The organism is Nocardioides sp. (assembly GCF_029937575.1).
GTDB lineage: Bacteria > Actinomycetota > Actinomycetes > Propionibacteriales > Nocardioidaceae > Nocardioides.
In genome coordinates this window covers 118,715-144,804 of sequence record NZ_JAPYPS010000002.1, presented here as the reverse complement: position 1 = coordinate 144,804, position 26,090 = coordinate 118,715, and the positions used below count along the sequence as shown (strand labels likewise).

General features: G+C 66.1%; 30 protein-coding genes. 24 read left to right on the top strand and 6 right to left on the bottom strand.

From position 1 onward, the window contains the following. Positions 1–12 precede the first annotated feature (12 nt). Genes Q1K33_RS01660 through Q1K33_RS01640 form a run of 5 tightly spaced genes read left to right on the top strand, consistent with a single transcriptional unit; the run spans position 13 to position 4,471 of the window. Entirely contained in the window at positions 13–198 is a 186-nt protein-coding gene (locus tag Q1K33_RS01660; protein ID WP_300399939.1) for a hypothetical protein, read from the top strand. Then, the gene (locus tag Q1K33_RS01655; RefSeq protein ID WP_300399938.1) at positions 167–574 is read left to right on the top strand and encodes a TadE family protein; all 408 of its coding nucleotides are present in this window, start codon (positions 167–169) and stop codon (positions 572–574) included. Before Q1K33_RS01660 ends, Q1K33_RS01655 begins: the two co-directional genes overlap by 32 nt. Beyond that, a complete protein-coding gene (locus tag Q1K33_RS01650; RefSeq protein WP_300399937.1) occupies positions 571–999 on the top strand; it encodes a TadE family protein in 429 nt (142 codons plus the stop codon). Before Q1K33_RS01655 ends, Q1K33_RS01650 begins: the two co-directional genes overlap by 4 nt. Then, a complete protein-coding gene (locus tag Q1K33_RS01645) occupies positions 996–1,418 on the top strand; it encodes a pilus assembly protein TadG-related protein (RefSeq protein WP_300399936.1) in 423 nt (140 codons plus the stop codon). The genes Q1K33_RS01650 and Q1K33_RS01645 overlap by 4 nt, the downstream gene beginning before the upstream one ends. Beyond that, a complete protein-coding gene (locus Q1K33_RS01640; RefSeq protein WP_300399935.1) occupies positions 1,415–4,471 on the top strand; it encodes a LysM peptidoglycan-binding domain-containing protein in 3,057 nt (1,018 codons plus the stop codon). Before Q1K33_RS01645 ends, Q1K33_RS01640 begins: the two co-directional genes overlap by 4 nt. Before the next feature lie 7 nt (positions 4,472–4,478). Here Q1K33_RS01640 and Q1K33_RS01635 read toward each other — a convergent pair whose 3' ends face one another. Continuing rightward, positions 4,479–4,823, bottom strand: coding sequence for a metalloregulator ArsR/SmtB family transcription factor (locus Q1K33_RS01635; protein WP_300399934.1), 345 nt, complete (start codon positions 4,821–4,823; stop codon positions 4,479–4,481). An 89-nt stretch (positions 4,824–4,912) separates the two neighbouring features. On the opposite strand from Q1K33_RS01635, the gene arsM reads away from it, so the two are divergent. The 12 genes from arsM (at position 4,913) to Q1K33_RS01575 (ending at position 15,891) form a co-directional block, all read left to right on the top strand. Then, complete coding sequence (gene arsM, locus Q1K33_RS01630; RefSeq protein ID WP_300399933.1) at positions 4,913–5,713, top strand: arsenite methyltransferase; 801 nt, start codon at positions 4,913–4,915, stop codon at positions 5,711–5,713. Further along, the gene (arsB, locus tag Q1K33_RS01625; RefSeq protein ID WP_300399932.1) at positions 5,710–6,816 is read left to right on the top strand and encodes an ACR3 family arsenite efflux transporter; all 1,107 of its coding nucleotides are present in this window, start codon (positions 5,710–5,712) and stop codon (positions 6,814–6,816) included. The genes arsM and arsB overlap by 4 nt, the downstream gene beginning before the upstream one ends. After that, positions 6,813–7,265, top strand: a complete 453-nt coding sequence (locus Q1K33_RS01620) for a heat-shock protein HtpX (RefSeq protein WP_300399931.1) — start codon at positions 6,813–6,815, stop codon at positions 7,263–7,265. The genes arsB and Q1K33_RS01620 overlap by 4 nt, the downstream gene beginning before the upstream one ends. 151 nt (positions 7,266–7,416) lie before the next feature. Continuing rightward, a complete protein-coding gene (locus tag Q1K33_RS01615; protein WP_300399930.1) occupies positions 7,417–8,343 on the top strand; it encodes a bifunctional DNA primase/polymerase in 927 nt (308 codons plus the stop codon). Between the two features lie 402 nt (positions 8,344–8,745). Further along, positions 8,746–9,591, top strand: coding sequence for a serine/arginine repetitive matrix protein 2 (locus Q1K33_RS01610; RefSeq protein WP_300399929.1), 846 nt, complete (start codon positions 8,746–8,748; stop codon positions 9,589–9,591). Continuing rightward, the gene (locus Q1K33_RS01605) at positions 9,584–10,588 is read left to right on the top strand and encodes a ParB N-terminal domain-containing protein (RefSeq protein WP_300399928.1); all 1,005 of its coding nucleotides are present in this window, start codon (positions 9,584–9,586) and stop codon (positions 10,586–10,588) included. Before Q1K33_RS01610 ends, Q1K33_RS01605 begins: the two co-directional genes overlap by 8 nt. A gap of 14 nt (positions 10,589–10,602) precedes the next feature. Next, positions 10,603–11,289: a cell wall protein gene (locus tag Q1K33_RS01600; protein ID WP_300399927.1), complete on the top strand. Its 687-nt coding sequence runs from the start codon at positions 10,603–10,605 to the stop codon at positions 11,287–11,289. 9 nt (positions 11,290–11,298) lie between these two features. Continuing rightward, on the top strand, positions 11,299–12,390 hold the full coding sequence (locus tag Q1K33_RS01595) for a M23 family metallopeptidase (protein ID WP_300399926.1): 1,092 nt from the start codon (positions 11,299–11,301) through the stop codon (positions 12,388–12,390). A gap of 42 nt (positions 12,391–12,432) precedes the next feature. Then, positions 12,433–12,723 carry a DUF6112 family protein gene (locus Q1K33_RS01590; RefSeq protein ID WP_300399925.1) on the top strand — a complete coding sequence of 97 codons (291 nt, stop codon included), beginning with the start codon at positions 12,433–12,435 and terminating at the stop codon, positions 12,721–12,723. A 58-nt stretch (positions 12,724–12,781) separates the two neighbouring features. Next, positions 12,782–13,099: a DUF6112 family protein gene (locus Q1K33_RS01585; RefSeq protein ID WP_300399924.1), complete on the top strand. Its 318-nt coding sequence runs from the start codon at positions 12,782–12,784 to the stop codon at positions 13,097–13,099. Between the two features lie 30 nt (positions 13,100–13,129). Beyond that, a complete protein-coding gene (locus tag Q1K33_RS01580) occupies positions 13,130–14,473 on the top strand; it encodes a conjugal transfer protein TrbL (RefSeq protein WP_300399923.1) in 1,344 nt (447 codons plus the stop codon). Next, positions 14,461–15,891, top strand: coding sequence for a PrgI family protein (locus Q1K33_RS01575; RefSeq protein ID WP_300399956.1), 1,431 nt, complete (start codon positions 14,461–14,463; stop codon positions 15,889–15,891). The genes Q1K33_RS01580 and Q1K33_RS01575 overlap by 13 nt, the downstream gene beginning before the upstream one ends. Before the next feature lie 54 nt (positions 15,892–15,945). On the opposite strand, the gene Q1K33_RS01570 is transcribed toward Q1K33_RS01575, so the two are convergent. Further along, positions 15,946–16,536, bottom strand: coding sequence for an EcsC family protein (locus Q1K33_RS01570; protein ID WP_300399922.1), 591 nt, complete (start codon positions 16,534–16,536; stop codon positions 15,946–15,948). After that, positions 16,518–16,937, bottom strand: a complete 420-nt coding sequence (locus tag Q1K33_RS01565; protein ID WP_300399921.1) for a hypothetical protein — start codon at positions 16,935–16,937, stop codon at positions 16,518–16,520. The genes Q1K33_RS01570 and Q1K33_RS01565 overlap by 19 nt, the downstream gene beginning before the upstream one ends. Before the next feature lie 185 nt (positions 16,938–17,122). Between Q1K33_RS01565 and Q1K33_RS01560 the strand changes: the two genes are divergently transcribed. The 7 genes from Q1K33_RS01560 (at position 17,123) to Q1K33_RS01530 (ending at position 22,709) form a co-directional block, all read left to right on the top strand. Then, complete coding sequence (locus tag Q1K33_RS01560; RefSeq protein ID WP_300399920.1) at positions 17,123–17,518, top strand: hypothetical protein; 396 nt, start codon at positions 17,123–17,125, stop codon at positions 17,516–17,518. Next, positions 17,515–19,002: an ATP-binding protein gene (locus Q1K33_RS01555; RefSeq protein ID WP_300399919.1), complete on the top strand. Its 1,488-nt coding sequence runs from the start codon at positions 17,515–17,517 to the stop codon at positions 19,000–19,002. The genes Q1K33_RS01560 and Q1K33_RS01555 overlap by 4 nt, the downstream gene beginning before the upstream one ends. Before the next feature lie 74 nt (positions 19,003–19,076). Continuing rightward, the gene (locus Q1K33_RS01550) at positions 19,077–20,132 is read left to right on the top strand and encodes a MerR family transcriptional regulator (protein WP_300399918.1); all 1,056 of its coding nucleotides are present in this window, start codon (positions 19,077–19,079) and stop codon (positions 20,130–20,132) included. A gap of 70 nt (positions 20,133–20,202) precedes the next feature. After that, positions 20,203–20,712 carry a hypothetical protein gene (locus Q1K33_RS01545; RefSeq protein ID WP_300399917.1) on the top strand — a complete coding sequence of 170 codons (510 nt, stop codon included), beginning with the start codon at positions 20,203–20,205 and terminating at the stop codon, positions 20,710–20,712. A gap of 751 nt (positions 20,713–21,463) precedes the next feature. Beyond that, positions 21,464–21,661, top strand: coding sequence for a hypothetical protein (locus Q1K33_RS01540; protein WP_300399916.1), 198 nt, complete (start codon positions 21,464–21,466; stop codon positions 21,659–21,661). Positions 21,662–21,759: 98 nt separating this feature from the next. Further along, positions 21,760–22,116, top strand: a complete 357-nt coding sequence (locus Q1K33_RS01535; protein ID WP_300399915.1) for a metalloregulator ArsR/SmtB family transcription factor — start codon at positions 21,760–21,762, stop codon at positions 22,114–22,116. Then, positions 22,113–22,709, top strand: coding sequence for a cadmium resistance transporter (locus Q1K33_RS01530; RefSeq protein WP_023646699.1), 597 nt, complete (start codon positions 22,113–22,115; stop codon positions 22,707–22,709). Before Q1K33_RS01535 ends, Q1K33_RS01530 begins: the two co-directional genes overlap by 4 nt. Positions 22,710–22,806: 97 nt before the next feature. Here the strand turns inward: Q1K33_RS01530 and Q1K33_RS01525 are convergent, their stop codons facing one another. The 3 genes from Q1K33_RS01525 to Q1K33_RS01515 are packed head-to-tail and all read right to left on the bottom strand — an operon-like array spanning position 22,807 to position 25,590. Then, complete coding sequence (locus tag Q1K33_RS01525) at positions 22,807–24,168, bottom strand: hypothetical protein (protein ID WP_300399914.1); 1,362 nt, start codon at positions 24,166–24,168, stop codon at positions 22,807–22,809. Between the two features lie 35 nt (positions 24,169–24,203). Next, positions 24,204–24,557: a helix-turn-helix transcriptional regulator gene (locus Q1K33_RS01520; RefSeq protein WP_023646701.1), complete on the bottom strand. Its 354-nt coding sequence runs from the start codon at positions 24,555–24,557 to the stop codon at positions 24,204–24,206. Between the two features lie 19 nt (positions 24,558–24,576). Further along, positions 24,577–25,590: a tyrosine-type recombinase/integrase gene (locus tag Q1K33_RS01515; protein WP_081692714.1), complete on the bottom strand. Its 1,014-nt coding sequence runs from the start codon at positions 25,588–25,590 to the stop codon at positions 24,577–24,579. Between the last annotated feature and the right edge of the window lie 500 nt (positions 25,591–26,090).

The following is a 26,090-nucleotide window of genomic DNA, read 5'->3' as shown; positions in this document are numbered from 1 at the left end:
AAGGAAGAAGCCATGAAGCGATTGATGACGGCGGTCACGACACTGATGCTCGTCTGGGAAGGCCGACTGAAACGTGACGAGCGCGGCTCGGTCACCACTGAGCACGTCTTGTGGGCGGTGGCGGTGATCGCCATCGTCGGGATCGTGGTCGCGGCGGTGAAGACCTTTGTCGAGATCCAGGCCGGCAAGATCAACTGAGCGACGACGGGATCAGCGTGGTTCGGTTTCGGTCGAACTCGTGATCCTGCTGCCGGCTCTGTTCGCGGTCCTCTTCCTGGGGTTGCAGGCCGCGCTCTACTACCACGCCCGAACGGTCGCGATCGCCGCCGCACAGGAGGGCGCCCGAGCAGCCGGCGCGGAGACCGGAAGCGAATCTCGCGGTGTCGACGCTGCCAACGCGTTCATCGATGACATCGGCAACGACGTCCTCCAGCAGGCCGTCGCCCAAGCCGAACGTACGGCGACCACGGCCACCGTGATCGTCGAAGCGCGCAGCCTCAGCGTCATTCCCGGCTGGAATCCGGTGATCCGCCAGAGCGCCACCGTCCCTGTCGAACGGGTGACCGCACCATGAAACGCCGAGATGACCGGGGATCTGCTTCGATCGAGGCCGCCATCGCCGTACCGGCCTTCGCACTGTTCGTGGGACTCATCATCTTCGGCGGCCGTACTGCCGTCGTACGTCACTCCTTGGAGTCCGCCGCCGCGGACGCAGCACGTTCGGCCTCCATCCTCCGGGTCGAGGCCGACGCCAAGAAGGCAGCGAAGGACGCGGCCGTCACCAACCTCGCCAACCAGGGCATCAACTGCCTCCGCGTCGACGTCGCCATCGACACCCAGCAGTTCTCCCACGATGTCGGCACACCAGCACAGGTCGACGTCACCGTTTCGTGCCTTCTCGACCTCTCAGATCTGTCCGTTCCCGGAGTGCCTGGCACCCGGACCATCTCGGCCACGATGACCAGCCCGCTCGACACGTGGCGGGAGCGATCGCCATGACACGACACGACAACGAACGCGGCTCGATCAGCATCTGGGTCGTCACCGCGACCATCGTGATGATGACGCTGGTCGGCCTGGCCGTCGACCTCGGCGGTCAGGTCCACGCGCAGCAGCGCGCTCACGACGTCGCCGCCCAAGCAGCCCGCGCCGGTGGACAGCAGGTGGAGGCGGCTCCGGCGGTGGAAGGCCGCTACGTCGCCCTCGACACCGCCGCTGCCCGACGTGCAGCGGAGCAGTACCTGGTCGCCGCTGGGGTCGAGGGAACCGTCACGATCACCGGCGGCACCACCTTGGTCGTCCGCGTCACCGACACCTACGAACCGACCTTCCTGTCGATGGTCGGCATCGGAAATCTCACGGTCACCGGTGACGCGTCAGCACGCCTGATCAGAACAACCGGAGGAGTCGAGCGATGAATCGCACCCATCCCCGTGCCCGAGGCCTTCTTGCCGCCCTCCTGATCGTGGCCGCGCTCGCCGGCGTGCCGCTGCTGCTCATCGCCCTGGGCGCCACTCCGTGGACCGTCGACCTGGCTGATCTGCGGCTCAGGCTGCTGAGCCCGGACGACGGCAGCGTCGCGCTCATCATCATCGGCGCCACCGCGTGGACCGCGTGGGCTGTGATGGCCTTCTGCCTGCTCACCGAGATCGTCGCTGCCGTACGTGGCGTGCGCGCACCACAACTGCGCGGTCTCGGAGCCGGGCAGCAGCTGGCATCCCAGTTGGTTGCTTCGGCCGCGGTCCTGTTCGCCGTCGCACAACCGCTCAGCATCACCCTGGCTGCTACCCCGGCACACGCCGACAGCATCACTGAGGTCCAGGCTCCGACTCCTGCTGCATCTCTTGCAGAGCCGATCGATGAGGCAACCTCGCCGTCAGTCCTCCCCGCGAAGTCCGCTCCTGCGACGGCGTCGTACACCACCCGGGCCCATGACAGCCTCTGGAAGATCGCCGAAGCGCACCTCGGCGACGGCACTCGGTTCACCGACATCGTCGACCTCAACCCCGACCTGTTCCCCGACGGACCGGAATTCCTCACCACCGGCACGGTGCTGCAACTCCCCGCAAGCGAAGCCACCACGGCGGTCGATCCCGACAACCTCTACGTGGTCGAACCCGGAGACACGTTGTGGGACATCGCCGATGAGGAGCTCGGCGACCCGACCCGCTACGACGATATCTTCGAAGCCTCCGACGACATCGTTCAACCCGATGGCCGCACATTGACCGATCCCGATCTGATCTACCCGGGCTGGGAACTCGAGATCCCCGACGACGCGCCACCGGTCGAGACGCCGCCACAGGAGACCCCACCCGATGATCCGATTCCGGAACCTCCATCGGCGACCGCACCCACCGCACCTCCAGAAGCCACAACCGCTCCCCCACCCCTCGACCTCGAAGCACCGGCAGACACAGCCACCGAAGAGGAATCCAGCGACGTCGACCAGATCTCCGGTCCACCCACCTGGCTGCTGCCCGGCCTCACCGGCGCCGGCACCGTCCTCGCAGGATCTCTCTTCCTCGTCCTGCGTGCCCAGCGCCGTACCCAATTGCGCTACCGAAGCCCCGGCGAAGTAATCGAACCACCTCCCCAGGACCTGGTCGCTGCCGAGAAGACCGCACGCCTCAGCGCCAGCACGGTGCCGCGACTCCAGGACCTCGACCGCCTGCTACGGCACCTCGCCGACGAGCTAGAGCTGACGCGCCAGCCGCGGCCTCGACTCCAGCACATCGAGTTCGCTGACCAGCATGTGATTCTCCACCTCGCCGAACCGGCCGCGCCACCGCCCGGATGGAGTGGCACAGACGAAGCTTGGACCTTCGAACTCGACCAACCGCTCCCCGACCCCGAAAGCCCGGCGCCCTGGCCCTTGCTGTGCACCATCGGCGCCACCGACGACGGGCACCTGGTGTTGGCCAACCTGGAAGAACTCGGCACCATCGCACTCACCGGTGACCAGGAAGTGGCAGCCGCACTCGCGCGCTCCATGACCGCCGAACTCACGCTCAGCCCGTGGAGCCTGCTCACCGACATCGACACGGTCGGCGTCGCCTCCCAACTCGCCGACCTCGATCCGGCGCGACTCCACCACCATGAGCCCGGCGACGTCGGGGTCCTCGACCGACTCACGGCTGAGCTTGCGACCCGCGGTGACAACGAGCCTGAGATGTTCCACGCCGTCATCGCGAGCAACGTCGAGGTGGCCGAGCCGCTGATCCGAGTCATCGCCAACAACACCGGCCGGCTCGGCGCCACTGTGGTGACCTCAAGCGACACCCCTGTCCCCGATGCTGTCTCGTTCCACTTAACCGGGGACGGCCGCCTGCACATCCAAGATCTCGGACTCGACCTCACCAGCGCCGGACTCACGACCGACGAGGCCGCCGCGACCGCAGCCATCGTCGCAGTCACCCGTGACGCTGCTCCAGTACCGCCGCCCAGCCAGCACTCTCAAGAGCCGGCATGGCGAGCAGCGACTGACCGCTCGGGGAACCTCGTGACAGCGTACGCCGACGCCCCGCCCGCAGCCCAGGAAGTCCTGCACACAGCTGACGACACCGCCGATGCCGCAGCTCAGCCCGACACCGTGGATGAGTCCTCCTACCCCGCGCAGCAGGAAGCGCCCGCGGTACTCGATGCGTTGCTCGACGAGGACGTCGCCACGTGGTTCGACGGTGACAGCCGGGTCCCCAAGCTGCACATACTCGGACCCGTGCGCGCCACTGCACACGGCAACCCAGCAGCAGTCGCTCGCCGCAAGCCTCACTACGTCGAGCTCCTCACCTACTTGGCCATGCACCCCGAAGGGGTCTCATCCCAGCAAGTCGCTGAGGCGTTCTCCATGAGCAAGGACCGGGTCCGCATCGACATCGGCGTGGTCCGCAAGTGGCTCGGCGACAACCCGCACACCGGCCGCCCCTACCTGCCGCCCGCAACACAAACACGAGCCGCCGGCGAAGCGGGAGTCTGGACCTATCAAGTCGACGACGTGCTCGTCGACGCTGACCTGTTCCGACGCCTTCGAGCTCGCGGCCAGGCCCGCGGAGACGAGGGCCAAGAAGACTTCGACACCGCTCTCCGGCTCGTCGACGGGCCACCGTTCTCCGACCTCCGCGAAACAGGTTGGAGCTGGTTACTCGACGCCGAGTCTCGCGATGACGAAATCTTGGCCTGCGCGATCGTCGACGTCTCGCACGATGTAGTAGCCGCCGCGGTTCAGGCGGGCGATCTGGACCGCGCAGCAAGGGTCGTGGAAGTCGCGACCAACGCCGCTCCCTTTGACGAGGTCGCCCGCGTCGATCATGCTGCCGTGCTCATGGCGCAAGGCCATGACACAGCAGCACGGAAGTACCTCGACGAGGCAGTCGTCGGCCGGTCTGACGACAAACTGGGCCCCATCGACCTGCCGGACCACACCGCAGAAGCGATCAAGCGGCTGAACCCAACTAGGAGGAACGGGGCCTGACGAAGTCTCAGGGACGCAATGCTCCGCTGAGAGCGGCGAGCGTGTCGCCGATGAGCCGGTAGTAAGCCCAGCGCCCACGTTGTTCTCGCTCGACAATGCCGGCATCGACCAGTTGCTTCATGTGATGCGAGACCGTCGGCTGCGAAAGCCCGACCGGCTCGACCAAGTCGCAAATGCAGGCCTCCTGACCAGGGGCCGCTGCAATCATCGACAGGAGCCGCACCCGCGTCGGGTCACCCAGCGCCTTGAACATCCGCGCCAAACGCTCAGCCTCCGCGACATCCAGAGCACCGCCAGTGACCGACGAGCAACACACGGTGGCCTCCTCGAGCAGCGGCAATGACTTAGGCATGAGCCCACTCTACTCAACGCATTGACAAACGTCGATGCATAGATCATTCTCGATGCATCGACGTTCATCAATGCGATTGGAGCGGTTCCATGTCGACCAGCAACGACGTACGAGAAGAGGTTCGCGCCCGCTATGCCCAAGCCGCGAACGCAGTGAACAGCGGCGTCTCCAACTCCGCACTCAACGACGGCCTGCAGGTCATCGAGGAGTCGTGTGGCGAGTCATCCTGTTGCTCCGGCACCACCGAAGTCGACGAGTCCTTCGGCGCGGCGCTCTACAGCAGCGGCGAGCAGTCCGAACTCCCCGCAGAAGCAGTGGCTGCAAGCTTGGGGTGCGGCAACCCGACCGCGGTGGCGGCACTCCAGCCCGGCGAATGTGTCCTGGACCTGGGATCCGGTGGTGGAATCGACGTACTCCTCTCCGCCCGTCGAGTCGGCGAGACCGGTTTCGCCTATGGCGTCGACATGACCGACGAAATGCTCGATCTGGCTCGCAGCAACGCCGCCAAGGCGAACGCGACCAACGTGGAGTTCCTCAAGGGCACCATCGAAGACATCCCCCTGCCCGATGCGACAGTCGACGTGGTGATCTCCAACTGCGTGATCAACCTGTCGACCGACAAAGCCAAGGTGATCGCCGAGATGCACCGTGTCCTGGCGCCCGGTGGTCGCATCGGGATCTCCGACGTCGTCGCCGAAGACCACCTCACTGCCACCGATCGGGCCGAACGCGGCTCGTACGTCGGGTGCATCGCCGGTGCGCTGTCCCGCGCCGAATACCTGACGGGGCTGGCCGAGGCCGGCTTCATCGACGCCGAAGTGGAGTTCACCCACGAAGCGGTCCCCGGCATGCACGGGGCCATCATCCGCGCCACCAAACCGGCCGCATGACCGCCAGCAACACCACACCGGCACCCGCGATCGGGAAACCGGCGCGGATGTCCACTCTCGACAAGTACCTCGCGGTGTGGATCGGGCTGGCCATGGTCACCGGCCTCCTGCTCGGCCGGTGGATACCCAGCATCGCCGACGCCCTCGACACCATCACCATCGGATCAGTGTCACTGCCGATCGCGATCGGGCTGCTGGTGATGATGTACCCGGTCCTGGCAAAAGTCCGCTACGACGAAGTCGGACACGTCGCCCGCGACACCCGCACCATGATCCTGTCGCTGGTGCTGAACTGGCTGATCGGCCCCGCACTCATGTTCACCCTGGCCTGGGTGTTCCTGGCCGACCTGCCGGAGTACCGCACCGGACTGATCATCGTCGGCCTCGCCCGGTGCATCGCCATGGTGATCATCTGGAACGACCTGGCCTGCGGCGACCGCGAAGCCGCCGCGGTCCTGGTCGCCATCAACTCCGTCTTCCAGGTCCTCGCCTTCGCGCTCCTCGGCTGGTTCTACCTCGACCTGCTCCCCGGCTGGCTCGGCCTGACCAGCACCGGACTCGACGTCTCCCCGTGGCAGATCGCCGGCAGCGTGCTGATCTTCCTCGGCATCCCCTTGGCAGCCGGCTACCTCACCCGCCGGCTCGGTGAAGCCCGACTGGGCCGCGAACGCTACGAAAGCCAGTTCCTCCCACGGATCGGACCGTGGGCGCTGTACGGGCTGCTGTTCACCGTCGTCATCCTGTTCGCCCTTCAGGGCGACGCCATCACCAACCAGCCCTTCGACGTCGCACGCATCGCCCTGCCCCTGGTCATCTACTTCACCCTGATGTGGGGCGGATCCATGCTGCTAGCGCACCGCGTCGGCCTGAGCTACGAACGCTCCACCAGCGTCGCGTTCACCGCCGCAGGCAACAACTTCGAGCTCGCCATCGCCGTGGCCATCGCCGTCTTCGGCGTCACCAGCGGCCAAGCACTCGCCGGCGTCGTCGGCCCCCTCATCGAGGTCCCCATCCTCGTCGGACTCGTCTACGTCAGCCTCTGGACCCGACGCTTCTTCCCGACATCCACCATCGACACATCGAGCACCGAGGCACGACCATGACCGAACCTCTCACCCCCCAGAGCCCGCGTCCCCAGGTCGTGTTCGCCTGCCGAGCCAACGGCGGTCGCTCGGTGGCCTCCCGGCTACTCGCCGAGCACTACGCCCAAGGCCGCATCGTCGCCCTGTCCGCCGGCACCGAACCCGGCGAAGACATCCACCCCGAAGTCGCCCGCGTCCTGGAGTCACTCGGTCTCGACACCAGCAACGAACACCCCACCCTCCTGACCGCCGACATGATCGCCGCCAGCGACCTGGCCATCACCCAGGGCTGCGGCGAGAACTGCCCCTACGTCCCCGGCGCCCACTACCGCGACTGGCCCCTCGACGACCCCAAAGGCCAAGACGACACCACCGTGCGCCGCATCATCACCGACATCGACACCCGAGTCCGCAACCTCATCCACGAACTCGTTCCCGACCACAACCTCCCACCCTCCCTGCTCGCCTGAGCGCCACCGCAAGCAACTTGGCCACTGGGCCGTTCAATTGGGGGTACGCCCGTTGACCTGCACAAACGCGTAGAGGTACGGGCGTACCCCCACCACTACCGGCGGGTAAGGGGTACGACGTCGGATACGGGTTCTGAGGATCGTCGAGCCCATGACCGACTCGACCCTCCACGCCACCAAGTCCCCACGCTGGTCTCCAGCGCTGGTGGCCGAACTGGAGCAGTCTGCGACACCCGCGGACGCTGCGACGGTGCTCGCCTGCGCGGGCATTCCGGTATTCCCGTGCGTTCCGCTTCAGAAGAACCCGCTCACCGAGCACGGGTTCCACGACGCCTCGACCGACACCTCCGTCGTGGCCGAATGGTGGCGCCGGTGGCCGGACGCGAACGTGGCCATGCCGACCGGATTCGCGTCAGGCGTCGATGTCGTGGACATCGACGTGCATGCCTCCGGCAGCGGCTTCGACGCGCTGCAGCAGGCTCGGTCAGCCGGCCTCCTTGGCGCGCCGGCGTGGGTCGTCTCGACCCCCTCGGGCGGCATGCACGCGTGCTTTCTACGGACGGGTTCGGTCGAGCAGCGGTCATGGCAAGTTCCCGGACGACACGTCGACTTCCGCGGCGACGGCGGGTACGTCGTACTGCCGCCATCCACCGTCATCCAGCCCGATGGCGAAGCTCGCACCTATCGAGTCGTCAACGTTGCCGCGCACCAACCCGATGCTGTCGACGCGAACACGCTCCGTCGATTCTTGGAACCGCCCCGCCCGACCTGTCCGCCAGCTGATCTGCCGACCCGCGGAGCTCGCCCGGATCGGCTCGCATCCTGGGTCGCCGCGCGGAGTGAGGGCGAAAGGAATCACGGCCTGTTCTGGGCATCGTGCCGCATGGCCGAGTCGGGCGAACGGTTCGACGTCACAGCCACTGTGCTGGGCGAGGCTGCCCAGTCGGCTGGTCTGACCGAGCGCGAGGCAATGACCACGATCCGCTCGGCCTACCGCATCGCCAACCGCCTGGGACCTCCGTCTGTGGCGGGTGAACGCCTGGGCCCTTCCCGAACGACTGAGGGGGTGCGCCTTTGACGCTCACCCCCGACCCGCCGACCCACCAAGACCTCACGAGGAACCTTCCATGAACGGACCTGACCCCTACGACCGACGACTCGACCGACTTCCTGATGAAGCCGCGCCTCACCCCAAGGCCACTCAGTCGGCTGAACCTCCATCGCTGGCGGTGCGGCGCGATCCCTCCCAACAGCCACTCATGCCGAGCCAGCAGAGCGCCCACGGCATCGCCTGGGTGCGCCCCACCGAACTCGCCATGCGTGTCGGCTCACCCGTTGCCGGTCGCGGCATCGACCTGCAAACAGCGTTGGCTACTCGAGCCCGGCGCGCCCCGTCCTCCGTGGCCAAGTCGGGGCACCGCACGAGTCGGTCGGCGATCGCCAGGCCAGCCACGCCCCCTGCACACGAAGGAGTGGAGCTGTGAAGACGCCATCGTTCACCACCGCGCAGGGCCTGCGGCTCCTGCTCGTGCGACTGCACTACTCACCGACCGGCACCTGGCAGCAAGACCCGGACGCGCACGAACTGATCCAGTTCGCGACCCAGAAGTACGCCGCCCTGGCACGCAAGTACGACCTGGCTCCCGAAGACGCTGCCTATGCCGCGTTCGAAGCGATGCGGACCCGCGCGGTCCGGACCGCCATCGACCCATGGGCGGTCGTCACCCGGGCCGTCCAAGTCACCTTGATCTACGAGGCCCGCGCCCAAGGACTGCTGTGCTCGAACCACCAGGCACGCCGTCCCGAAGTCGCGGCTCACCACGACGCGGAACGGATCGGTGAACGCGAGAACGACCTCACTGACTACCACCCGGCCTTCCACGTCACCGACGATCTCGGCGACGAGTACGACGACCACGCAGTTGAGGAACCAGACGCGGACGAGCCGACTAACGCGTGGGTCGCAGCCGAGCACGCCGCGTCGATCATGGTCGACAACGGATGGCCACAACCCACGGCCACGGGATGCGTCGAGTACGTCTGCAGCCAGTTGATCCGCTCGGGCAATCGCGCCACGGCGTACGCCCGCCTGACGCGTGATCACCACGCCGAGGCGTTGCTCGACCTGTCGCACGATCACTGGATCGCCGTTTTGCAGGCGCTTCTGGGCAACCAGCTCCCCACGCACGAACGCGCTCGCGAGGGCCGCGGGCTCCTGCAACTGCTGGCGCTCGGCTACCTGCCGGGCGAACTCAGCGGCGTGCCGTGTTTCGCCGACGTCTTCGAGACGACCGCACCCAGCCATGAGGGGGTCTCCCATGTCTGACGCGCACGGGCACATCGAGCTGGAGCGTCGTGTGGACTCCATCAAGGTCGGCGTACGGCACCGCTCCGACGCCGAGAGAGACCTCGCGCCCCTCATGAGGTCGATCGAACGCCTCGGACTCTTGCAGCCGGTCACCATCACTCCCGACGGCATGCTGGTGTGCGGACACCGCCGGCTAGCGGCCGTGAAGCAGCTGGGCTGGCCCACTCTGCGGGTCTGGGTCCGAACCGGGGTCTCGGACCACCTGACCCAACTGCTGGCCGAGCAGGACGAGAACACGATGCACCGGCCCCTCTCACCGCTGGATGCTGCACGGCTGTATCGGGAACTGAAAGAACTCCTAGCTGAGGATGCAGCCCGCCGTCAGCGGGCCACCCGGTTCGGTGCCGAAGACGGGGAGGAGGGCGCCGGTGGTCCCGATTCGGGACCACCGCAACTGGGTGCCGGCAAAGCTGCTCGCCAGGCAGCCCAGGCGATCACGAACTCTGCATCGCACACGCGACTCGAACAGATATGCACGATCGAAAGCATCGCCGCCGACGAGGCGACGCCCACCTCGGTGCGCAAGGTCGCCGAAGAAGAACTCGAGCGGATCCGCGAAGGAGGCGCAGTCGACCCCAGCTATCAGCGAGTCCGAGCCGCCATCGCCGCAGCCGAACAGGCACCAGACAACGATGAGTCGACCGAGGACCTGGAGGAACTGGCTGCTCGGGCGTTGGTCCAAGCCAAGGCAGATCGAGCACGGCGCATCCGGGAGAACCGGCTCAAGCGCGAGGCTGCCGCCGAGGCCGCCCGTCGTTCCGTGCACTCCTTCACACTGATGTGGGACGACCTGGCCGGGTGGGTCAATCGGTACGACCCGATCAAGGTCGGCCGTGAACTCACCGACGAACAGTGGGACTCCTTCCAGCAGACCCTCACCGAATCAGTGGCCTTCGCCGAAGCCGCGCGCGAGGCACGCGAGAACCAGCCGAGCGACGCGCTCGTGGACGCGTGAGGAGGAACCTGATCATGCTCCGCTCCCCCACCTACGATCCCGACCTTCGTCGGCGCCGTCTCATCGTCCTGGCGATCGTCACGACCCTTCTTCTCATCTCTGCAGTCACCTACGCGCTGCTGACCCGCGGGTCGACGAACACCGCTCAGCCCAGCACGCAGTCCATCTCCCACGCGCCTGACTCGGAGGCGGTTCCGTCCGGCACACCCGACGACGGCACCCTGCCGGAGTTGTTGCCCGTCACAGATCCGGAGCAGTTCGCCGAGTTAGTGGCTCACGCGATCTTCGATTGGGACACCTCATCGTTGGCACCGCGGGCGGCGTACCTGCAGCGCATCGCGACCGTGGCCGACCCGACCGGCGAGTCCTCACCCGGGCTGATCAGCGACGTCGACGCCTATCTACCGGCGGAGAAGATCTGGATCGACCTGCGTGAGTACGAGACGCGCCAGTGGATCGAGATCGAGACTGTCGAGATCCCTGCCAAGTGGGACACGGCCCTGGACCAGGCCGGTGGTGCCCTTGCGCCCGGGACGACCGCCTACACGATCACCGGAGTGCGACACCGCGACGGCCTGTGGGATGGCGAACCTGTCGCCAGCCAGCACGACGTGGCGTTCACCGTCTTTATGACCTGTGGGCCGACGTACGAACAATGCCGGCTGCTGCGACTCTCGCTGCTCGACGAGCCGCTGGAGTAGGTGGGGCCCATGCAGAAGGCCGTCATTGGCGGACTCGTCGCACTCATGGTGGGACCTGCAGCAATCCTGCTGTCACTCACCGCCATCCTCAATCCGGCAGCCGAAGCATCCTGCATGCCGCTGACATCGGTCAACTTCTTCGGCAAGAACGACAACGCGACGCCGGCGCCGGTCGGCGAGTCGTCACGGGTGGTGTTCCCGCTTCCGGCCGGCACCTGGGTCAAGACCAGCAACTATGGGATGCGTCTCCACCCCATCACCGGCATCTACAAGCTGCACTCGGGCGTTGATTTCGCCGCCCCATCGGGAACGCCGATCTTCGCTGCGGCAGACGGCCGGGTCGCCTCCGCAGGTCGGTCGGCGGGTTTCGGGAACCTGATCCTGATCGAGCACACCGCCGCCGGGCAGACCGTGGCCACCGGGTACGCGCATATGACCGAGGCCAGCATCATCGTCCGAGCTGGCGATCGCGTGACCGCCGGCCAACAGATCGCCTCCGTCGGCTCGACGGGATACGCCACCGGGCCACACCTGCATTTCGAACTGCGTCCGGGCGGCGCGAACGCCGCCAGCGCGGACCCAGTGCCCTGGCTCAACGCGCAAGGAGCCGTCGACCTGGCCGCCAGCACGCCGAGCGCCACCGGCGAATGCGGACCCGACGGAGACGCGACGACGTACAACGGAGTCAACCCCACCGGGATGGTCGATGACCCGACCACCACCGGCAAGATCACCCAACGGACCGCGCACATTCTGTCCCAAGTCCGTCAGCAGTTCCCCACCGCTGCCTGGTCGTGTTTCTCCCCTCGCCCGGGCCAACCCTCCGAGCACTCCCTGGGCCGCGCCTGCGACGGCACCTTCGGCAACTCCATCGGCGTGGCCGCCCAAGGACCGGCCCTCGACCTGGGCTGGAAAGTCACCAACTGGATGAAGGCCAACGCCGAAACGCTCGGCGTCCAGTACCTCATCTGGCAGGGGAAAATCTGGTCCGTCGCACGGTCAGCCGAAGGCTGGCGGCCCTACAACGGCGGAGGCATGCACGACCCCGCCAGCATCACCGGCGGCCACTACGATCACCTGCACTTCACTGCCATCCCCTGACTGCAAGGCAGCGATTGGGCCCGCTCGGCGCACCTGAGCAACATGGCCACCATCGAGATCATCCAGCGTGCTGTAGGACCCGACTTCGGTGCGGTTGGCGGGTCGGCGGACATGCGGTCTGTCATCGGCGCTCTGTTGACCTACGGGCTGATGTTCGCCTGTCTGATGCTCATCATCTCCGCCGCAGCTTGGGCGATCTCGTCGTCCAACGGCAGTTGGCAATCAGCTGCGAAGGCGAAGGCCGGCGTGTTCGTCGCCCTCGGCGGCGCCGCACTGACGGGTGGGGCGCTCGCGTGGGCGAACTGGCTACTCGACGTCGGCGCCGCTCTCTGACCGCGCCCGCTGACGCACCTGTGGGACAGACCGTCCTGCGACCTTCCTAGGAGGAATCATGCTTCAACTCGACCTGTTGCCCGCGATCGTTCAGCTCCTGCCGATGGACATCACCATCGACCCGAACTCCAACGGCCTGCCTGGGATCGGGCAGCTCCGCAAGATTGTCGGCGCATCCATGACCGTCGGTCTGATTCTGGCCGTCTTGGCCCTGATCATTTCGGCCGTCGTGTGGGCGATGGGCGCGAACTCGTCTAACCCGCACCTGGCTGGGCGCGGGAAATTCGGAGTCGTCATCGCGCTCGGTGCCGCGATCGTCACCGGCGCCTCGGTCGCGTTGGTCAACTTCTTCTGGAATGTCGGCCAAGCGGTCTGACTCGAACTCGAATCGAGAAGGAGCAGAACGATGGTCGACGTGTGCGACGTCCCCGTGATCTCCACGGTGTGCGACAAGGCTGGCGACGCCGCGGCCAGCTTGGTCACCGCCCCTTTCAACTGGCTCGCCGAGGGTATGGGCAACGCCGCGGAGTGGATGTTCAAGTCCGTGTGGAACGTCTTCGACTCCACCACGTCGGTCGACATCACCAGCGACGAGTACATGAAGGTCTACAACATCCTGTTCGGCGTCGCGGTCTTCGTGATGCTCGGCTTCTTCCTCCTCCAAGTCATCGGCGGCATGATCCGGCGAGAACCCGCAGCCCTGACCCGCGCACTCACCGGCCTTGCCAAATCAATCCTCGGGTCCTTCGTCGCGATCACCCTCCTCGCCCTCGCACTGGAAATCACCGACCAGCTCACCATCGGGATCGTCAACGCGGCCGGCACCAACATGAACGAGATGGGCGACCGCGTTGCCCTGCTCGCCGTCGGAATCGGCGGACTCAGCCTCAAAGCCCCCGGCGCGGCCGCAATCCTGACGATCTTCCTCGCCGGACTCGCCATCGGCGCCGCGGTCATCGTGTGGATCAGCCTCCTGGTCCGCAAGGCCCTGCTGCTCGTCGCGATCGTGTTCGCACCCATCGCCCTCGCCGGAGCTTCTTGGGACCAGACCCGCGGCTGGATCGGCAAGTGGGCGACCTTCGTGATCGCACTGATCTTGTCCAAGCTCGTGCTCGTGGTGATCTTTCTGCTCGCCACCGCCCAGGTCTCGGCTCCGATCGACGCCGACCTGCAGTCGGTCAGCGAACCGATCGCCGGCGTCGTGCTGATGCTGATGGCCGGGTTCGCGCCGTACATGACCTACAAGGCGATCAGCTTCATGGGCTTCGACATGTACCACGCGATGTCGGCTGAGCAGGAGACCAAGTCGTCGATGAACCGTCCCCTTCCGATCCGGACCGGCGGAGGATCGGGTGGCGTGGTCCCGAAGATCCTCGGTGGCGACGACGGAGGGTCTGGCAGTGGAGGGCGCGGCCCCGCGCCCGCTGCCGCCCCCAGCGGAGGCGGCGGAACCAGCGGCGCGGGCGGTGCTTCGTCGGGTGGGGCTGCGGCTGGCGGCGTCGGGGCCCCCGGTGCCGTGGCAGCCAAGGAGGCGGCAACCACCGGTCCGAAGATGGGCAACTACGTGGCCGCGCAGTCTTCTGGCCAGGCCGAGCAAGCAAGCGCACCCACCGGCGCCGCCGGGACAGTTCCGGCCCACACCGCCGATCCGACCCCTGCCATGACGGGCCGCCGCTCGGATGACTCGGGAGGCGGACGACGAGCGCCACGAACACCACCCGGTCGGGCGACTACGAGCTGCAGCCGGTGAAGTTCTCCCGACTGGCACGCCGCGGGGTCCTGTTCGGCCTGACCGCCTCCCAACTGGTGGTGGTCGGCATCGGAGTCGTGACGCTCGTGTTCTCCCTCTACGTCGGCGGTGGCACGAGCTTGGTCGTTGCCCTCCCGGTCATCGTCTGCTGCAGTGCCCTGGCCTGGGTCAGCGTCGGGGGCCGCAAACTCATCCAATGGCTGCCCATCGTCGGTGTCTGGCTGTGGCGCTCCACCGGAGGCCAACTGATCTACCGGCGTCGCGTCGTCGCCCCACGACCGGTCGGAACCCTCGCGCTTCCCGGGGATGCGGCCCGGTTGCGTCAGTGGCTCGACCCCGACACCGGCGCAGTCATGGTCCACGACCCGCACCGCTCGACGCTGACCGCCATCGTGGCGGTCTCCCATCCAGCGTTCATCCTGCTCGACCCGCTCGAACAAGAACGCCGCGTCACCGGCTGGGGCCGAGTCCTGGCCACCGCATGCCGATCGGGACGGCTCGCCTGCCTGCAGATCATGGAACGCACCCTGCCCGACTCCGGCAAAGGGCTGGCCGAATGGTGGCACCAGCACGGCTCCGGTGACGACAGCTTCACCGCCACAACGTACGGCGAACTCATCGACCGCGCCGGACCAGCCGGTGAACGCCACGCCTCGACCATCTCGTTGTCGCTGAACCTCAAGACCGCCAACCGAGCCATCCGCGCAGCCGGTGGAGGCAACCGCGGAGCCGCCGCCGTCCTACGCCACGAGATGTCGACCATCATCGCCGCGCTGCGCTCAGCCGACCTCGCCCCTTCTGACTGGCTCGACCCCGGCGAACTCGCCGTCATCCTGCGCGGTGCCTACGACCCCGATGTCGGCGCGGCGCTGGAGCGTCACGGAGATGTCGGCCGCGACCTCGCCACTGCTGGCCCAGTCGCCGTCACCGAGAGCTGGTCAATGCTGCGCTCGGACTCCGCACACCACTGCGTGCTGTGGATCAGCGAATGGCCACGATCCCTGGTCTTCCCCGGGTTCCTTGCACCCGTCCTGTTGTCCTCGGGCATCCGACGCACCTTCACGCTGCTCTACACGCCGCTGCGCACCGATCAAGCCGCCCGCGACATCCGCAAGAAGAAGACCGAGTACGTCTCCGACGCCGCCCAACGTCAACGCATCGGCCAGATCGAAGACGCCCAGCACAGCGCCGAATACCAGGACGTCCTCCAGCAGGAGGCTGACCTGACCGCCGGCCACGGCATCCTCCGCGTCACCGGCCTCATCGCCGTCAGCGCCAGCGACCCCGACGAACTCGAACGCGCCGTCGCTGACATCGAACAAGCCGCCATCCAAGCCTCGTGTGAGACCCGGCGTCTGTGGGGTCAGCAGGCCCAGGCGTTCACCGCCGCTGCACTGCCGCTGTGCCGCACAGTGTGACTCGTAGGCGCTTCAAAACGAGCGGTTCGACCTGCGAGATGGCGAAACGGAAGCTCATGCTTCCAACTCTCGTTCCTCGTCGAGGATCTCCGCTACATCCAGCACATCCGATTCCGACTCCGAATCCTCGTCGACCGCAGGACCTTCTCGAACCCAATCCTGCGGGTCAAGATCATATTTCTCGGAGAGGAATCGGACTCGGTACACATCCTCCGCCCTCTGATAGACGTGCCTCGTCATATTCGCGCTGAGCGCAGCGTTGATACCCACGCCGACGAACGGCACGGTCTGCGCAAGCTTTCGCTGAGTCAACTTGATACCCAGCACCTGATACACGCGCCCGATGACTCTGACAATGACCTGTTCATTGAGCTGCTTCCAGGTTGCCTGCCGCATCATCTGCTGCGTAAGTCGCGACAAGGCAGCGAGCGCCGTGTGCTTGGCTTCCAGCGTCCCCGCTATCCCCAAGGACAACACACCCATTGCGAAGAGCTCTTCGTCAGGAAGCCGGACGTCGTACCCGTATCTGACTGCGACTGATCCAACACTTCGACCCATCATCGCCAGCGACGCAACTGTGTCTGCAGCTACTGCTGCAACCACGGCGCCCGACGCAACGCCTCCGCTTACGGTCGTAGAAACCACGGTGCCAGTACGGCGAGGGATGTCGCGGTGCCCTGAACGGCGGACGTCGATACGTACAACCCTTTGCGACGCCTGAAGCGATCAAGGTCGCGAACGTCCAACTGCTTCAGATCGTCCAGACCAAGGAGTCCATCGTGCTTCTTCTGGTACCCACGGAGCGCCCCCTCGGCGCTCGCTGACCGAAGGGCGGGATTGAAGGTGAGCTCGAGAGTCCCATTCATGGTCTTCTCGACGATTCCCTTGACTGCGGCCGTCGGCAAGTGCGCATCAGCGAAATCGGAGGCCCGCTCCGTCGTGGTACTGGCGATCTCACGCACCTTCCTGGGCACGACTGCCTTGTGCGGCGGCTCGTGCAAGCGCGTCAGGCTCTTCTCCCACGCCCCACGCTCGTATGCGCTCATTCGATCCGCGCTTTGCTGCTCCGCCACCGACCCACCGTCCTCCGTTTGCTCTCCGCCTCCGGAGTCTATGACTGCCGTCCGACTGATTCCCTGGGCAAGAGCGCCTCACAGCCACTGGCTCATCAGCCGCGTGGCGAGCCCGTCGGCTCACCTGACTGGTGACGTTCGCCCTCCAGGAGGAATCAATGCCGACCTTCGACAACCCCGCTGCTGATGCTTCCGAGGCCGAGCAAGCCCTGCGTGGCCTCGCCCACGCCACCCGGCGGATCGACGATCCGACCCAGATCTACGGGGTGCTCGGATCGCTGTCCCGAGTGACCGCGTCGCTGAGTCAGGCGCTGCACCAGTTGGGGTCGTATCACGACAACCACGGGGCACGCGCTGAGGCGACGATCGTCGATCCGAAGCAGACGGGCGCTGCGTACCGAGTGTCTTGGGACCTGCACCGTGCCGGCGAGATGCTGGCCAGCATCCAGAAGTCGATCGACAGCGCACACCAGTCAGAAGCCACGATCGTCTACCCAGACCCGGTCTCCACATCCCGCCCTGCCGGTCGAAGTCACGACGGGTTGTCGCTGTGAACGACCACGACGCCTCCCGGCTGCACAGCGCCGTACTCGTATCACCGAAACGCGAACGACGGCGTGACCGCAAGGCCCGAAAACTCGCAGCACGGGACCTCCTCGCCCGCGACCGCGCCGAACAGAAGACCGTAGCCCGAGCCAAAGCCGACGCACTCACCGCCGAACGCAAGGCCACCGTGCTGCTGCCCAAGGCCGGCGAGCGCGGTACCGCGGCCTTGCGAACACCGGGCCGGCTACGACTCCCCCGCCACCAAGACACCTCCGCCACCCTGGCTGGTGCCTATCCGTTCCTCGCCGAAGGTGGGCTCGGTAGCGACGGCGTGTTCGTCGGCCAGGACCTCTACTCCGGCAGTTCCTTCGTCTACGACCCCTGGGTCCTCTATGCCCGCGGCCTGATCACTGCCCCGAACGTCGTACTCGCCGGGATCGTCGGCTCCGGGAAATCCTCTCTGGCCAAGAGCCTGTACACCCGCTCCATCCCGTTCGGGCGCCGCGTCTACATCCCCGGCGACCCGAAAGGTGAGCACACGGGAGTGGCTGAGGCGGTCGGCGGCAAGGCGATCGCTCTCGGCCACGGCATGTCTGCCCGGCTCAACCCTCTCGACGAGGGCCACCGCCCCAGCGGTCTCGACGACGTGCAGTGGGCGGCCCAGGTCAGCGCACGCCGTCGCGACCTGCTCGGCGCCTTGGCCGAGACCGTGCTCGACCGCCGACTCTCCCCGCTGGAACACACCGCTATCGACATCGCCCTGGCTGAGGTCGTCCGCACCGCCGAGGTACCGGTGCTTCCACTGGTGGTCGACCGGCTCCTAGAACCCGACCCGTCCGTCGATCCCACCGGTCGCCTGACCGAGGACGGCCGGCTGCCCGGCCACGCGCTGCGCCGCCTCGTCGCGGGTGACCTCGCCGGACTCTTCGACGGCCCCTCGACTGTCCGGTTCGATCCCACGCTGCCGATGATCTCCCTCGACCTGTCACGGGTCACCGAGAACGCCACCCTGGTCTCGGTGCTGATGACGTGCGCGTCGGCTTGGATGGAATCCGCGCTCCTCGACCCCAACGGCGGACAACGCTGGGTCGTGTACGACGAAGCGTGGCGACTGATGTCCCACCCAGCTCTGCTGCGGCGCATGGACGCCCACTGGCGCCTCGCCCGGCACTACGGAATCGCCAACATGCTGATCTTCCACAAACTCTCCGACCTCGACAACGTCGGCGACTCCGGCTCAGCCATGCGCGCACTCGCGGCATCGCTGCTGGCGAACGCAGAGACCCGCGTCGTCTACCGCCAAGAGTCCGACCAGCTCGGGAGCACCGCCACTGCCCTCGGGCTGACCGGCACCGAACAATCTCTGCTGCCGACGTTGGGAACCGGACAGGGCCTTTGGCGGATCAAGCACCGCTCGTTCGTTGTGCAACATCAGCTTCATCCCGCCGAGCTGGAGTTGTTCGACACCACGGGCCGCATGACAGCAGATTAGAACTTCGGGGTGAGATTGTTGGCAACTGGCACCGAGGTTGACCTTCGAGTGGGTTGAGGCCCGACGATGTTCAGGTGGCAAACACGGAGATGATGTCGATCGGCGCATTCGCCAAGCTCGCCGGACTGACTGCGAGCGCGTTGCGGTTCTATGACGACGCCTGCTTGCTTCGTCCCGATTGGGTGGACCCGGTGAGCGGGTATCGGTTCTACCGCGAGTCGCAACTGGTGCTTGCCTTGCAGTTACGTCAGTTGCGAGAGATCGGGATGTCTCTGCCGACGATCGGCGAGTTCTTCACCGCCACCGGCGAGGACGCCGCCCTGCTCATCGACGAGCAGGTGGCCAGGGTCGCTGCGGAGTCCGCCGGGATTCAGCAAACCGCAGCATCACTCAAGGCATCTCTCGGCGAGGGCGCACGCCTCACCCTGTGCGCTCTGCCGGGTCCAGTCCTCGCGGCAGCAGTCGACCAAGTCCTGTCCACCACAACTCAGGACCCCGAGGTCCCGGCCTTGGGAGGCGTACGTCTGGAAGCAGCTCCCGACGCAATCTCGCTAACTGCCACCGATCGCTACCGCCTCGCCACGCGGACGCTGGTCCCCAGCCGCCCTTACGCCGCTTCTTGGGCGGGAACGCTGGCCGGAGAGGACCTCCAGGCCGCCGCATCGCGGCTCCGGCGGAGCCCCACCGTGACGCTGGAAGCGGGCGAGCTGACGCTGGACCTCCGCATGGCCGACGATGCCGTGGCCCACTGTCGCGTGCTCAGCGAGGTCTTTCCCGACTACAGGCTCATGATGGCGTCACTCCCCGCGGTGACGCATCGAGTCACGGTCGAGACGCGGCAGATCCTCAAGGCGCTAGAACGAGCGCCCGCGACCGTCGAGCTGCGCGTCGCTGCCGGCAAGCCGAGTCTCCTGCTGCCCGACGCCGTGGTGGATCTGTGCGGCACCGCCACCGGGCCTGATCTAACGCTCTGGTTCGAGTTGACCACGTTGTATCCCGCGCTGAGCCACGCGCTAGGCACCGACTTGATGCTCGATCTTCGTGGACCTGACCAGCCAGCGACTGTCCGATCAGCCGACAACGGGGACCTGACCACGCTCGTAATGCCCTGCCGACCCCACCGGTCCTGACGAACGACCCCGCACTGAGCGATTGCTCGATGGCCCCTCCCATCCAAGACGACAAGGACTGACCCATCTCATGACTGAAGCCACCGCCACTCCCGATCCGATGATGGAGGCAATCGGCAACGCCGTGATCCTCGGACGCGCGGGCAACCCCGAAGCAGCTCGGCGAAACCTGCTCGCGATCTGGGAGCAGATCGGGAGTGCAGGCGACCCGTTCCACCGCTGTACGCTCGCTCACTACCTAGCCGATCTCCATGAGGAACCCGCCGAGGCTCTTGTCTGGGACGTCCGCGCTCTCGATGCCGCCGACGCCCTCACTGATGAACGGGTCGAACAACACCATGTCAACCTTCAAGTGGCCGGGTTCTACCCGAGTCTCCACCTCAACATCGCCGACAACCTCCGCCGCTTGGGAGCGTTCAAAGCCGCTCGCGAGCACATTGAACAGGCAAGGCTCCACAGCTCGGCCCTTTCCGATGACGCCTACGGCAACACCATCCGGACGGCCATTAGCGAGGTTCGCCGGGCCATCGTTAACCGCGACACAGCCCGCCGAACATCCGCGCCGGGTGCAACCCCGTGATCGACAAGAATCTGCCGCTGCCCGTCGAGCGCTTCTGACGGCGATAGCTCTCGTGTCGGAACCTCACGAAACGTCATGCTCGCAACGCCCTGTCGAGCTGGGCCACCAATTGCGCGATCTGATTCTTGCCGCCAACGGCCCCGGGGTAACGGCCGAGTACGTCGATAACAACCGGGGTGGCGCGTTGTCGTGCCTCGTTGATCGCCTGGTCACCGACTGCTAGATCGCCTCCAGACCGAAGTTCCGCGAGGAGCGCAGCGATCGCCGCGGCTCGGAGGATGTGCCCTACCTGGGTGGCTCTCGCAATCGGATGCAGGTGAGCCGCACCCGCAGCGTCACCGACGCAGCTGGCAGCCAGCCGGGCCTCATCTGTCGACGCTTCGCTCGCCGCCCGGTGCGCATCTAGCGCGGTGACCCGCTGGAGGCGGATTCGAGCCCCGCCATCCGCGACACCCAAGCCGCCTATATCGCCGAGCGTGGCCGTGCGCCGTCGGGATCGGCGCTCTCGAACAACGCCAAAACTCCTTGGGCCAACTCGGCCGCATCCCGCGCCACCGCTCGCAACTCCTCCATGCTCAACACGAAGTCGCCCGACGCAGCCACCATCCATCGATCGGCCCACGACCAGACGGCCGCTCCGATCGTGCAGTCCGTGTGTCCTGGATCAGGGCACTAACTCGACCTCGACTCCCACCTGCGACAGCAACGACGCACCTGATGGACGAAACGTCGTCCAGGAGGTGAGGTCGGGATGCGGCACCAGACACCCGAAGCGCAGCAGGCCCGCGAGGCCAAGCTCGACGCGCTGCACACCAAACTGACCGAGTCAGTCAGCACGCTGGTCAGCGGCGATGACTGGCGCCGCGCACTCGAGTTCTCCGCGAGGTTCCGCAGCCGATCAACTGGCAGGAGGGGCGTATTCGAAGTCCGTGAATGGTCAGCGCTTTGACCGGTCGCGGCACGTAGCGGCGCCCGGCGGGACGTCCGCTCCATTCCTCCATCCACCGCGACGAATGACCGTTCAGCCGCGGCTGTACTATTCAGTGCATGCTGACCAATGCCTCTCGTTTGGACGTGCTGAATCGTTTGGGTCGAGCTATGGCTGATCCGACTCGTTCACGACTTGTCATGATCTTGTTGGAGCGGCCTGCGTACCCGGCTGAACTTGCTCGCGAGCTGGGTCTGACGCGATCGAATGTGTCTAACCACTTGGCGTGTCTACGCGACTGCGGGATCGTCGCGCCCGAACCTGAAGGCCGGCAGACGCTTTATGCCATCGCTGACCCACACCTGACTCGGGCGCTCAATGCGCTGCTCGAGGTCGCTTTGGCGGTCGATGAACACGCTCCCTGCATCGATTCGGCCTGCACCGTGGCTGAGTGCAGCAGCGGAGTGCCGGCATGATCTTGACCTCTGCGTTGCAGGCGATCGGCCTGTTCATCGCCACCAACATCGACGACGTCATTGTGCTTTCGCTGTTTTTCGCGCGGGGGGCTGGAAAACGCGGGACGACGACGCGGATCTTGGCTGGCCAGTACGTCGGGTTTGCGGGCATCCTGGCCGCAGCCGTACTCGTGTCGCTGGGTGCTGGGGCCTTTCTGCCCGAGGACGCCATCCCCTACTTTGGTCTGATCCCGCTGCTGCTGGGCCTGTGGGCTGGATGGCAAGCCTGGCGTGCTGACGGCGATGATGATGAAGGCAAGGTCGGCGGCAAGGCGGTGGCCGTTTGGACGGTTGCTGCGGTTACCTTCGCGAACGGCGGCGACAACATCGGGGTCTACGTTCCGGTCTTCCTCAGCGTCGGTACCGCTGCCACCGTGGCCTATTGCGTAGTCTTCTTGCTGCTGGTCGGAGCACTGGTCATGCTGGCCAAGTTCGTCGCCACCCGTCCCGGCATCGACGAGATCCTCGAACGCTGGGAACACGTACTCTTCCCACTCGTCCTGATCGGGCTCGGCCTCGTCATCCTCTATACCGGGGGAGCTTTTGGTCTCTGATCGAGCGACGCGACGCGCCCGTCGGTGGTGAGCTGGACCGAGCGAGGACGCTCGAGCACACCTGAGCGTTATGAACACGTTGTCGCACGTCGTTCGATCAGCCTTGGCGGTCGGCGGCGTAGGTCGCCCATTGGCCTTTCGCGGTGGTGGTGTGGCGGTTGATGGACCCGATTGTGAGACCGAGAACGCCAGCGAGCATGGCTGGCGGGATCTCTCGGACGAGTTGCTCGGCCGCTGCAATGCGGTGGCGGCGGGGCTGGATGCCGATGGCACGCATTCGAACAGCAAGCGCGTTGACCGAGAGTGGCTTGTCAGCATGGCCTCCGGTGAACAGCCAGCGAGTGGGCAGCTGCTCGACGGTACTGGCGCGTCTTCGGTGGGGCAGTTGCTGAATGGTCGCGGCGAACGGTTCGGGCAGTTCGAGGGCGTCATCGCCGAGTTTGAGACGCGTGCCGGCTGGGGTAACAATCACGTCCTCGGTCGTCAGCGTGACGATGCGCGCGAGTGGTTGGGCGTAGAGCACGATCAGTGCGCCGGCGATGCGATCGACGGGGTCGAGTTCATCGTCGCGGACCAGACGTTGGGCGATCTGCCAGCGCTCGTCGGCTTCGGCCGGTGCTTCGGGAGTTCCCTTGTAGGCCGGAGGCAGGCTGATGCTTCGAGGCAGATGCCCGCGGCGGCGAGCCCAGGTCAGGAACGGTCCGACCGACCAGCGAGCGGCGCCGGGGCCTGCGAACCACATGTCGATGTCGTGCTGAGTGCAGTCGGGCAAGACGCGGCCATCATCCTCAAGGCCAGCGAGGAAATTGGCGGTTTGTCCGATCTTGCGGCGCGAGTTGATCACCGCTGTAGCGAGTCGTCTGTCGTCATTCAGCGCTCGCAAGCGCGGCAATACGGCCCAAGTTGCCCACCTGCTGGCCAGTCTGCGGTGCTCAGGCGCGAGTGGGGCGAGCAGGTCGGGGATCGCGTTCTCCAAGTGCCGCAGCGCACGCCCCGGGTCGGGCCCGAGGATGTCCGCGGCGATCAACAAGGAGCGCAGGTGCTCGATGGCCTTGCGTTGGGGCAGGTCGTCGAGGCTCTCGTGAGTCAGCGGTATGCGTCCGGTGTCGAGGTCGCGCAGCAGTTCTTCGGACCGGTTCAGCCACCGCCTCGCCGTCAATGGTTCGGCACGCACGATGACGTCCCGCAACAGATGCAACGGCCCGAATCGATCGGCAGGCAAGATGTGGTCGAGGCGGCGTCGCAGCGCACAACGATCACAGACCCGGACACCATTGATGCTGACCAGCGCGGTCCCGGTGGCTTCACAATCCGGGCAGCGGCTACGGGCCTTGTCACGACACCAACGGCAACGACGGTGAGCATCGAGCAGCCGATCGGTTTTGCCGCATTCACGGCAGTGGCCGCGTTCACGGCCGACGCCTTTGCTGCAACGCGAGCAGAGTCCGCGCCCCGACATCGGCGGGCGCTCACACAGCTCGCACGAAGGGGGCGTCACTTCTTGGGAGTAATCTCGGCGCGCCGCGGGGTGCGCGCCTTTGACGTCGCTGAGACCTTCGCCGGCTTGGCCCCGTTCGTGCCGGTCGCACGGGTCGCGGCGGTCTCGGCGACGGGCTCGATCAGGTCGTTGGGAGTAACGGCGAGGATGTCACACAACGCCACCAACATGCGTAGGCTCAACCGCTCCGGGGTGCCGGTCACCATCCGGTATATCTGGGCCTCTGATAGCTCGATGCCACGTTCGGTCAGCAGCGGACGCAGCTCAGTGGTGGCGTACATTCCTCGCTCGGCCATCAGCCTTCGCAGATGCCACGCGTATCCCAGTCGTGGTCTTGACGTTCGGGGCATCGTGATCCTCCTGGCGATCTCAGTCGACGTCTGGCTGAAAAGCTCGGTCCAGGGCGCGGCGCAGCGCCTTGTTCTTGTAGTCCGTACCGACGCTGGTGTAGATCGCGGTCGTCGACCCCCACGAGTGACCGAGCTGTTGCTGAACGAACAGGTGGTCGAAGCCATCTTCCAACAAATGCGAGGCATAGGAATGCCGCAGACAATGCGGACCCAGACTCCGGTCCAGGCCGATCGCATCGCGATATTCAGCGAACCGGTGCGAAAGCGCGTCCACGCTGACCCGAGCGCGCCGCTCGGTCGGCCACATAGCGGTGCCCGTGGCCGCGTAGAGCGGCCGGAGCTCCTCGACCCATTCGGCCACGGACTCAGCGGCCCAACCCATCGTGGTCAGCACCGTCCGACGCCGAGGTGGTCCGCCCTTGAGCGCTTTGCCGTAGCGGACCGACAGTGCCCCATAGCGGCCGAACTCGCCGGCAGCGGCGTTGGCCGACCAGTCCACGACCTCCAACATCGACGCCTCCCGGCGGCGCAGCCCCCATGCGTAAATGACCTTGAATACCGTCGCGTCGCGGAACGCCGCCAACCAGCCTTTACGCCCCGAGGCGCCTACTTGACTGACGCGAGCGTCGCAATAGTCGAAGAACGCCTGCAACTCGTCTCGCGACAACGGACGATTGCCCGGTCGACCCTCATACTCACCTCGGTGAACAACGGTGTTCCACTCGTGGAAGACCTGCACCGGATATTCACCAAAGTACCGGTCGCAGACCTCGTGCCACCGGTACCGGGCATCAGCGAGATACCCACAGAACAGCGAGGTCGCCATTTGATAGTTCCGGATCGTCGAATGCGCGATCCCCGTGCCCACCAAGCTCGCGGTCCACTCCTCGACATCAGCCGGTCCCCATCGCCACGGATAGTCGTTCGTGAACTCCACGAACCGTCGCACGATCTGCGACCGACGCTCGATCGTTCGGCCTGCGAGCATTCTGGAGCGCTGCTGCGTCTCCCAACCCGACAGCATCGCTTCCATCACCGTCTCCTCCGGAGCCAGCAACACCACGCCAGCGCCCAGCAGCCGCTCTGCCGAACCCCCAACCGCGGGCCCCGACGGCCACTTCTGCCCGACTTCCCCGAACCGACTCGACGACACCAGAAGACGATATCATTCATCAGATGCAAGACGCGTGCGGCGGTGCCGGTCTGTCTGTGCGTCAGAGCGCCAGGGAACTGCGCTCAAGCGCCGATCGCAGTGGTTCCGCGATGCCAAGGGGCGGGCTGGTTACGAGCCCCTGAATCGTGCATCGGATGCCATTCAGCATCCTTGTTCAACAACACGATGCTGATCTACCTGCAGCACTACGCAGCCTTCCAGTCCGGACGCGTCCCATCGTCGACCCCGACGTACGTCGCCGGGTTCAAGCAGTGGCAGACCTTGGGCCGACAGGTGATGAAGGGACAGTCCGGCTACGGGATCCTCGCTCCCGTCACCGCTCGGTTCGCCTCCCGCACCCCCAACAGTGCCGAGTCATG

Bases quoted from the DNA above. Each gene is read 5' to 3' on its own strand.
- Q1K33_RS01535 (WP_300399915.1), top strand. From the start codon at position 21,760: ATGCTGACCAATGCCTCTCGTTTGGACGTGCTGAATCGTTTGGGTCGA.
- Q1K33_RS01640 (WP_300399935.1), top strand. From the start codon at position 1,415: ATGAATCGCACCCATCCCCGTGCCCGAGGCCTTCTTGCCGCCCTCCTG.
- Q1K33_RS01595 (WP_300399926.1), top strand. From the start codon at position 11,299: ATGCAGAAGGCCGTCATTGGCGGACTCGTCGCACTCATGGTGGGACCT.
- Q1K33_RS01605 (WP_300399928.1), top strand. From the start codon at position 9,584: ATGTCTGACGCGCACGGGCACATCGAGCTGGAGCGTCGTGTGGACTCC.
- arsB (WP_300399932.1), top strand. From the start codon at position 5,710: ATGACCGCCAGCAACACCACACCGGCACCCGCGATCGGGAAACCGGCG.
- Q1K33_RS01660 (WP_300399939.1), top strand. From the start codon at position 13: ATGAAGCGATTGATGACGGCGGTCACGACACTGATGCTCGTCTGGGAA.
- Q1K33_RS01565 (WP_300399921.1), bottom strand. From the start codon at position 16,937: ATGAGCGCATACGAGCGTGGGGCGTGGGAGAAGAGCCTGACGCGCTTG.
- Q1K33_RS01545 (WP_300399917.1), top strand. From the start codon at position 20,203: ATGACTGAAGCCACCGCCACTCCCGATCCGATGATGGAGGCAATCGGC.
- Q1K33_RS01645 (WP_300399936.1), top strand. From the start codon at position 996: ATGACACGACACGACAACGAACGCGGCTCGATCAGCATCTGGGTCGTC.
- Q1K33_RS01560 (WP_300399920.1), top strand. From the start codon at position 17,123: ATGCCGACCTTCGACAACCCCGCTGCTGATGCTTCCGAGGCCGAGCAA.
- Q1K33_RS01635 (WP_300399934.1), bottom strand. From the start codon at position 4,823: ATGCCTAAGTCATTGCCGCTGCTCGAGGAGGCCACCGTGTGTTGCTCG.
- Q1K33_RS01650 (WP_300399937.1), top strand. From the start codon at position 571: ATGAAACGCCGAGATGACCGGGGATCTGCTTCGATCGAGGCCGCCATC.
- Q1K33_RS01530 (WP_023646699.1), top strand. From the start codon at position 22,113: ATGATCTTGACCTCTGCGTTGCAGGCGATCGGCCTGTTCATCGCCACC.
- Q1K33_RS01525 (WP_300399914.1), bottom strand. From the start codon at position 24,168: ATGTCGGGGCGCGGACTCTGCTCGCGTTGCAGCAAAGGCGTCGGCCGT.
- Q1K33_RS01620 (WP_300399931.1), top strand. From the start codon at position 6,813: ATGACCGAACCTCTCACCCCCCAGAGCCCGCGTCCCCAGGTCGTGTTC.
- Q1K33_RS01520 (WP_023646701.1), bottom strand. From the start codon at position 24,557: ATGCCCCGAACGTCAAGACCACGACTGGGATACGCGTGGCATCTGCGA.
- Q1K33_RS01540 (WP_300399916.1), top strand. From the start codon at position 21,464: ATGCGGCACCAGACACCCGAAGCGCAGCAGGCCCGCGAGGCCAAGCTC.
- Q1K33_RS01590 (WP_300399925.1), top strand. From the start codon at position 12,433: ATGGCCACCATCGAGATCATCCAGCGTGCTGTAGGACCCGACTTCGGT.
- Q1K33_RS01585 (WP_300399924.1), top strand. From the start codon at position 12,782: ATGCTTCAACTCGACCTGTTGCCCGCGATCGTTCAGCTCCTGCCGATG.
- Q1K33_RS01515 (WP_081692714.1), bottom strand. From the start codon at position 25,590: ATGGAAGCGATGCTGTCGGGTTGGGAGACGCAGCAGCGCTCCAGAATG.
- arsM (WP_300399933.1), top strand. From the start codon at position 4,913: ATGTCGACCAGCAACGACGTACGAGAAGAGGTTCGCGCCCGCTATGCC.
- Q1K33_RS01600 (WP_300399927.1), top strand. From the start codon at position 10,603: ATGCTCCGCTCCCCCACCTACGATCCCGACCTTCGTCGGCGCCGTCTC.
- Q1K33_RS01615 (WP_300399930.1), top strand. From the start codon at position 7,417: ATGACCGACTCGACCCTCCACGCCACCAAGTCCCCACGCTGGTCTCCA.
- Q1K33_RS01580 (WP_300399923.1), top strand. From the start codon at position 13,130: ATGGTCGACGTGTGCGACGTCCCCGTGATCTCCACGGTGTGCGACAAG.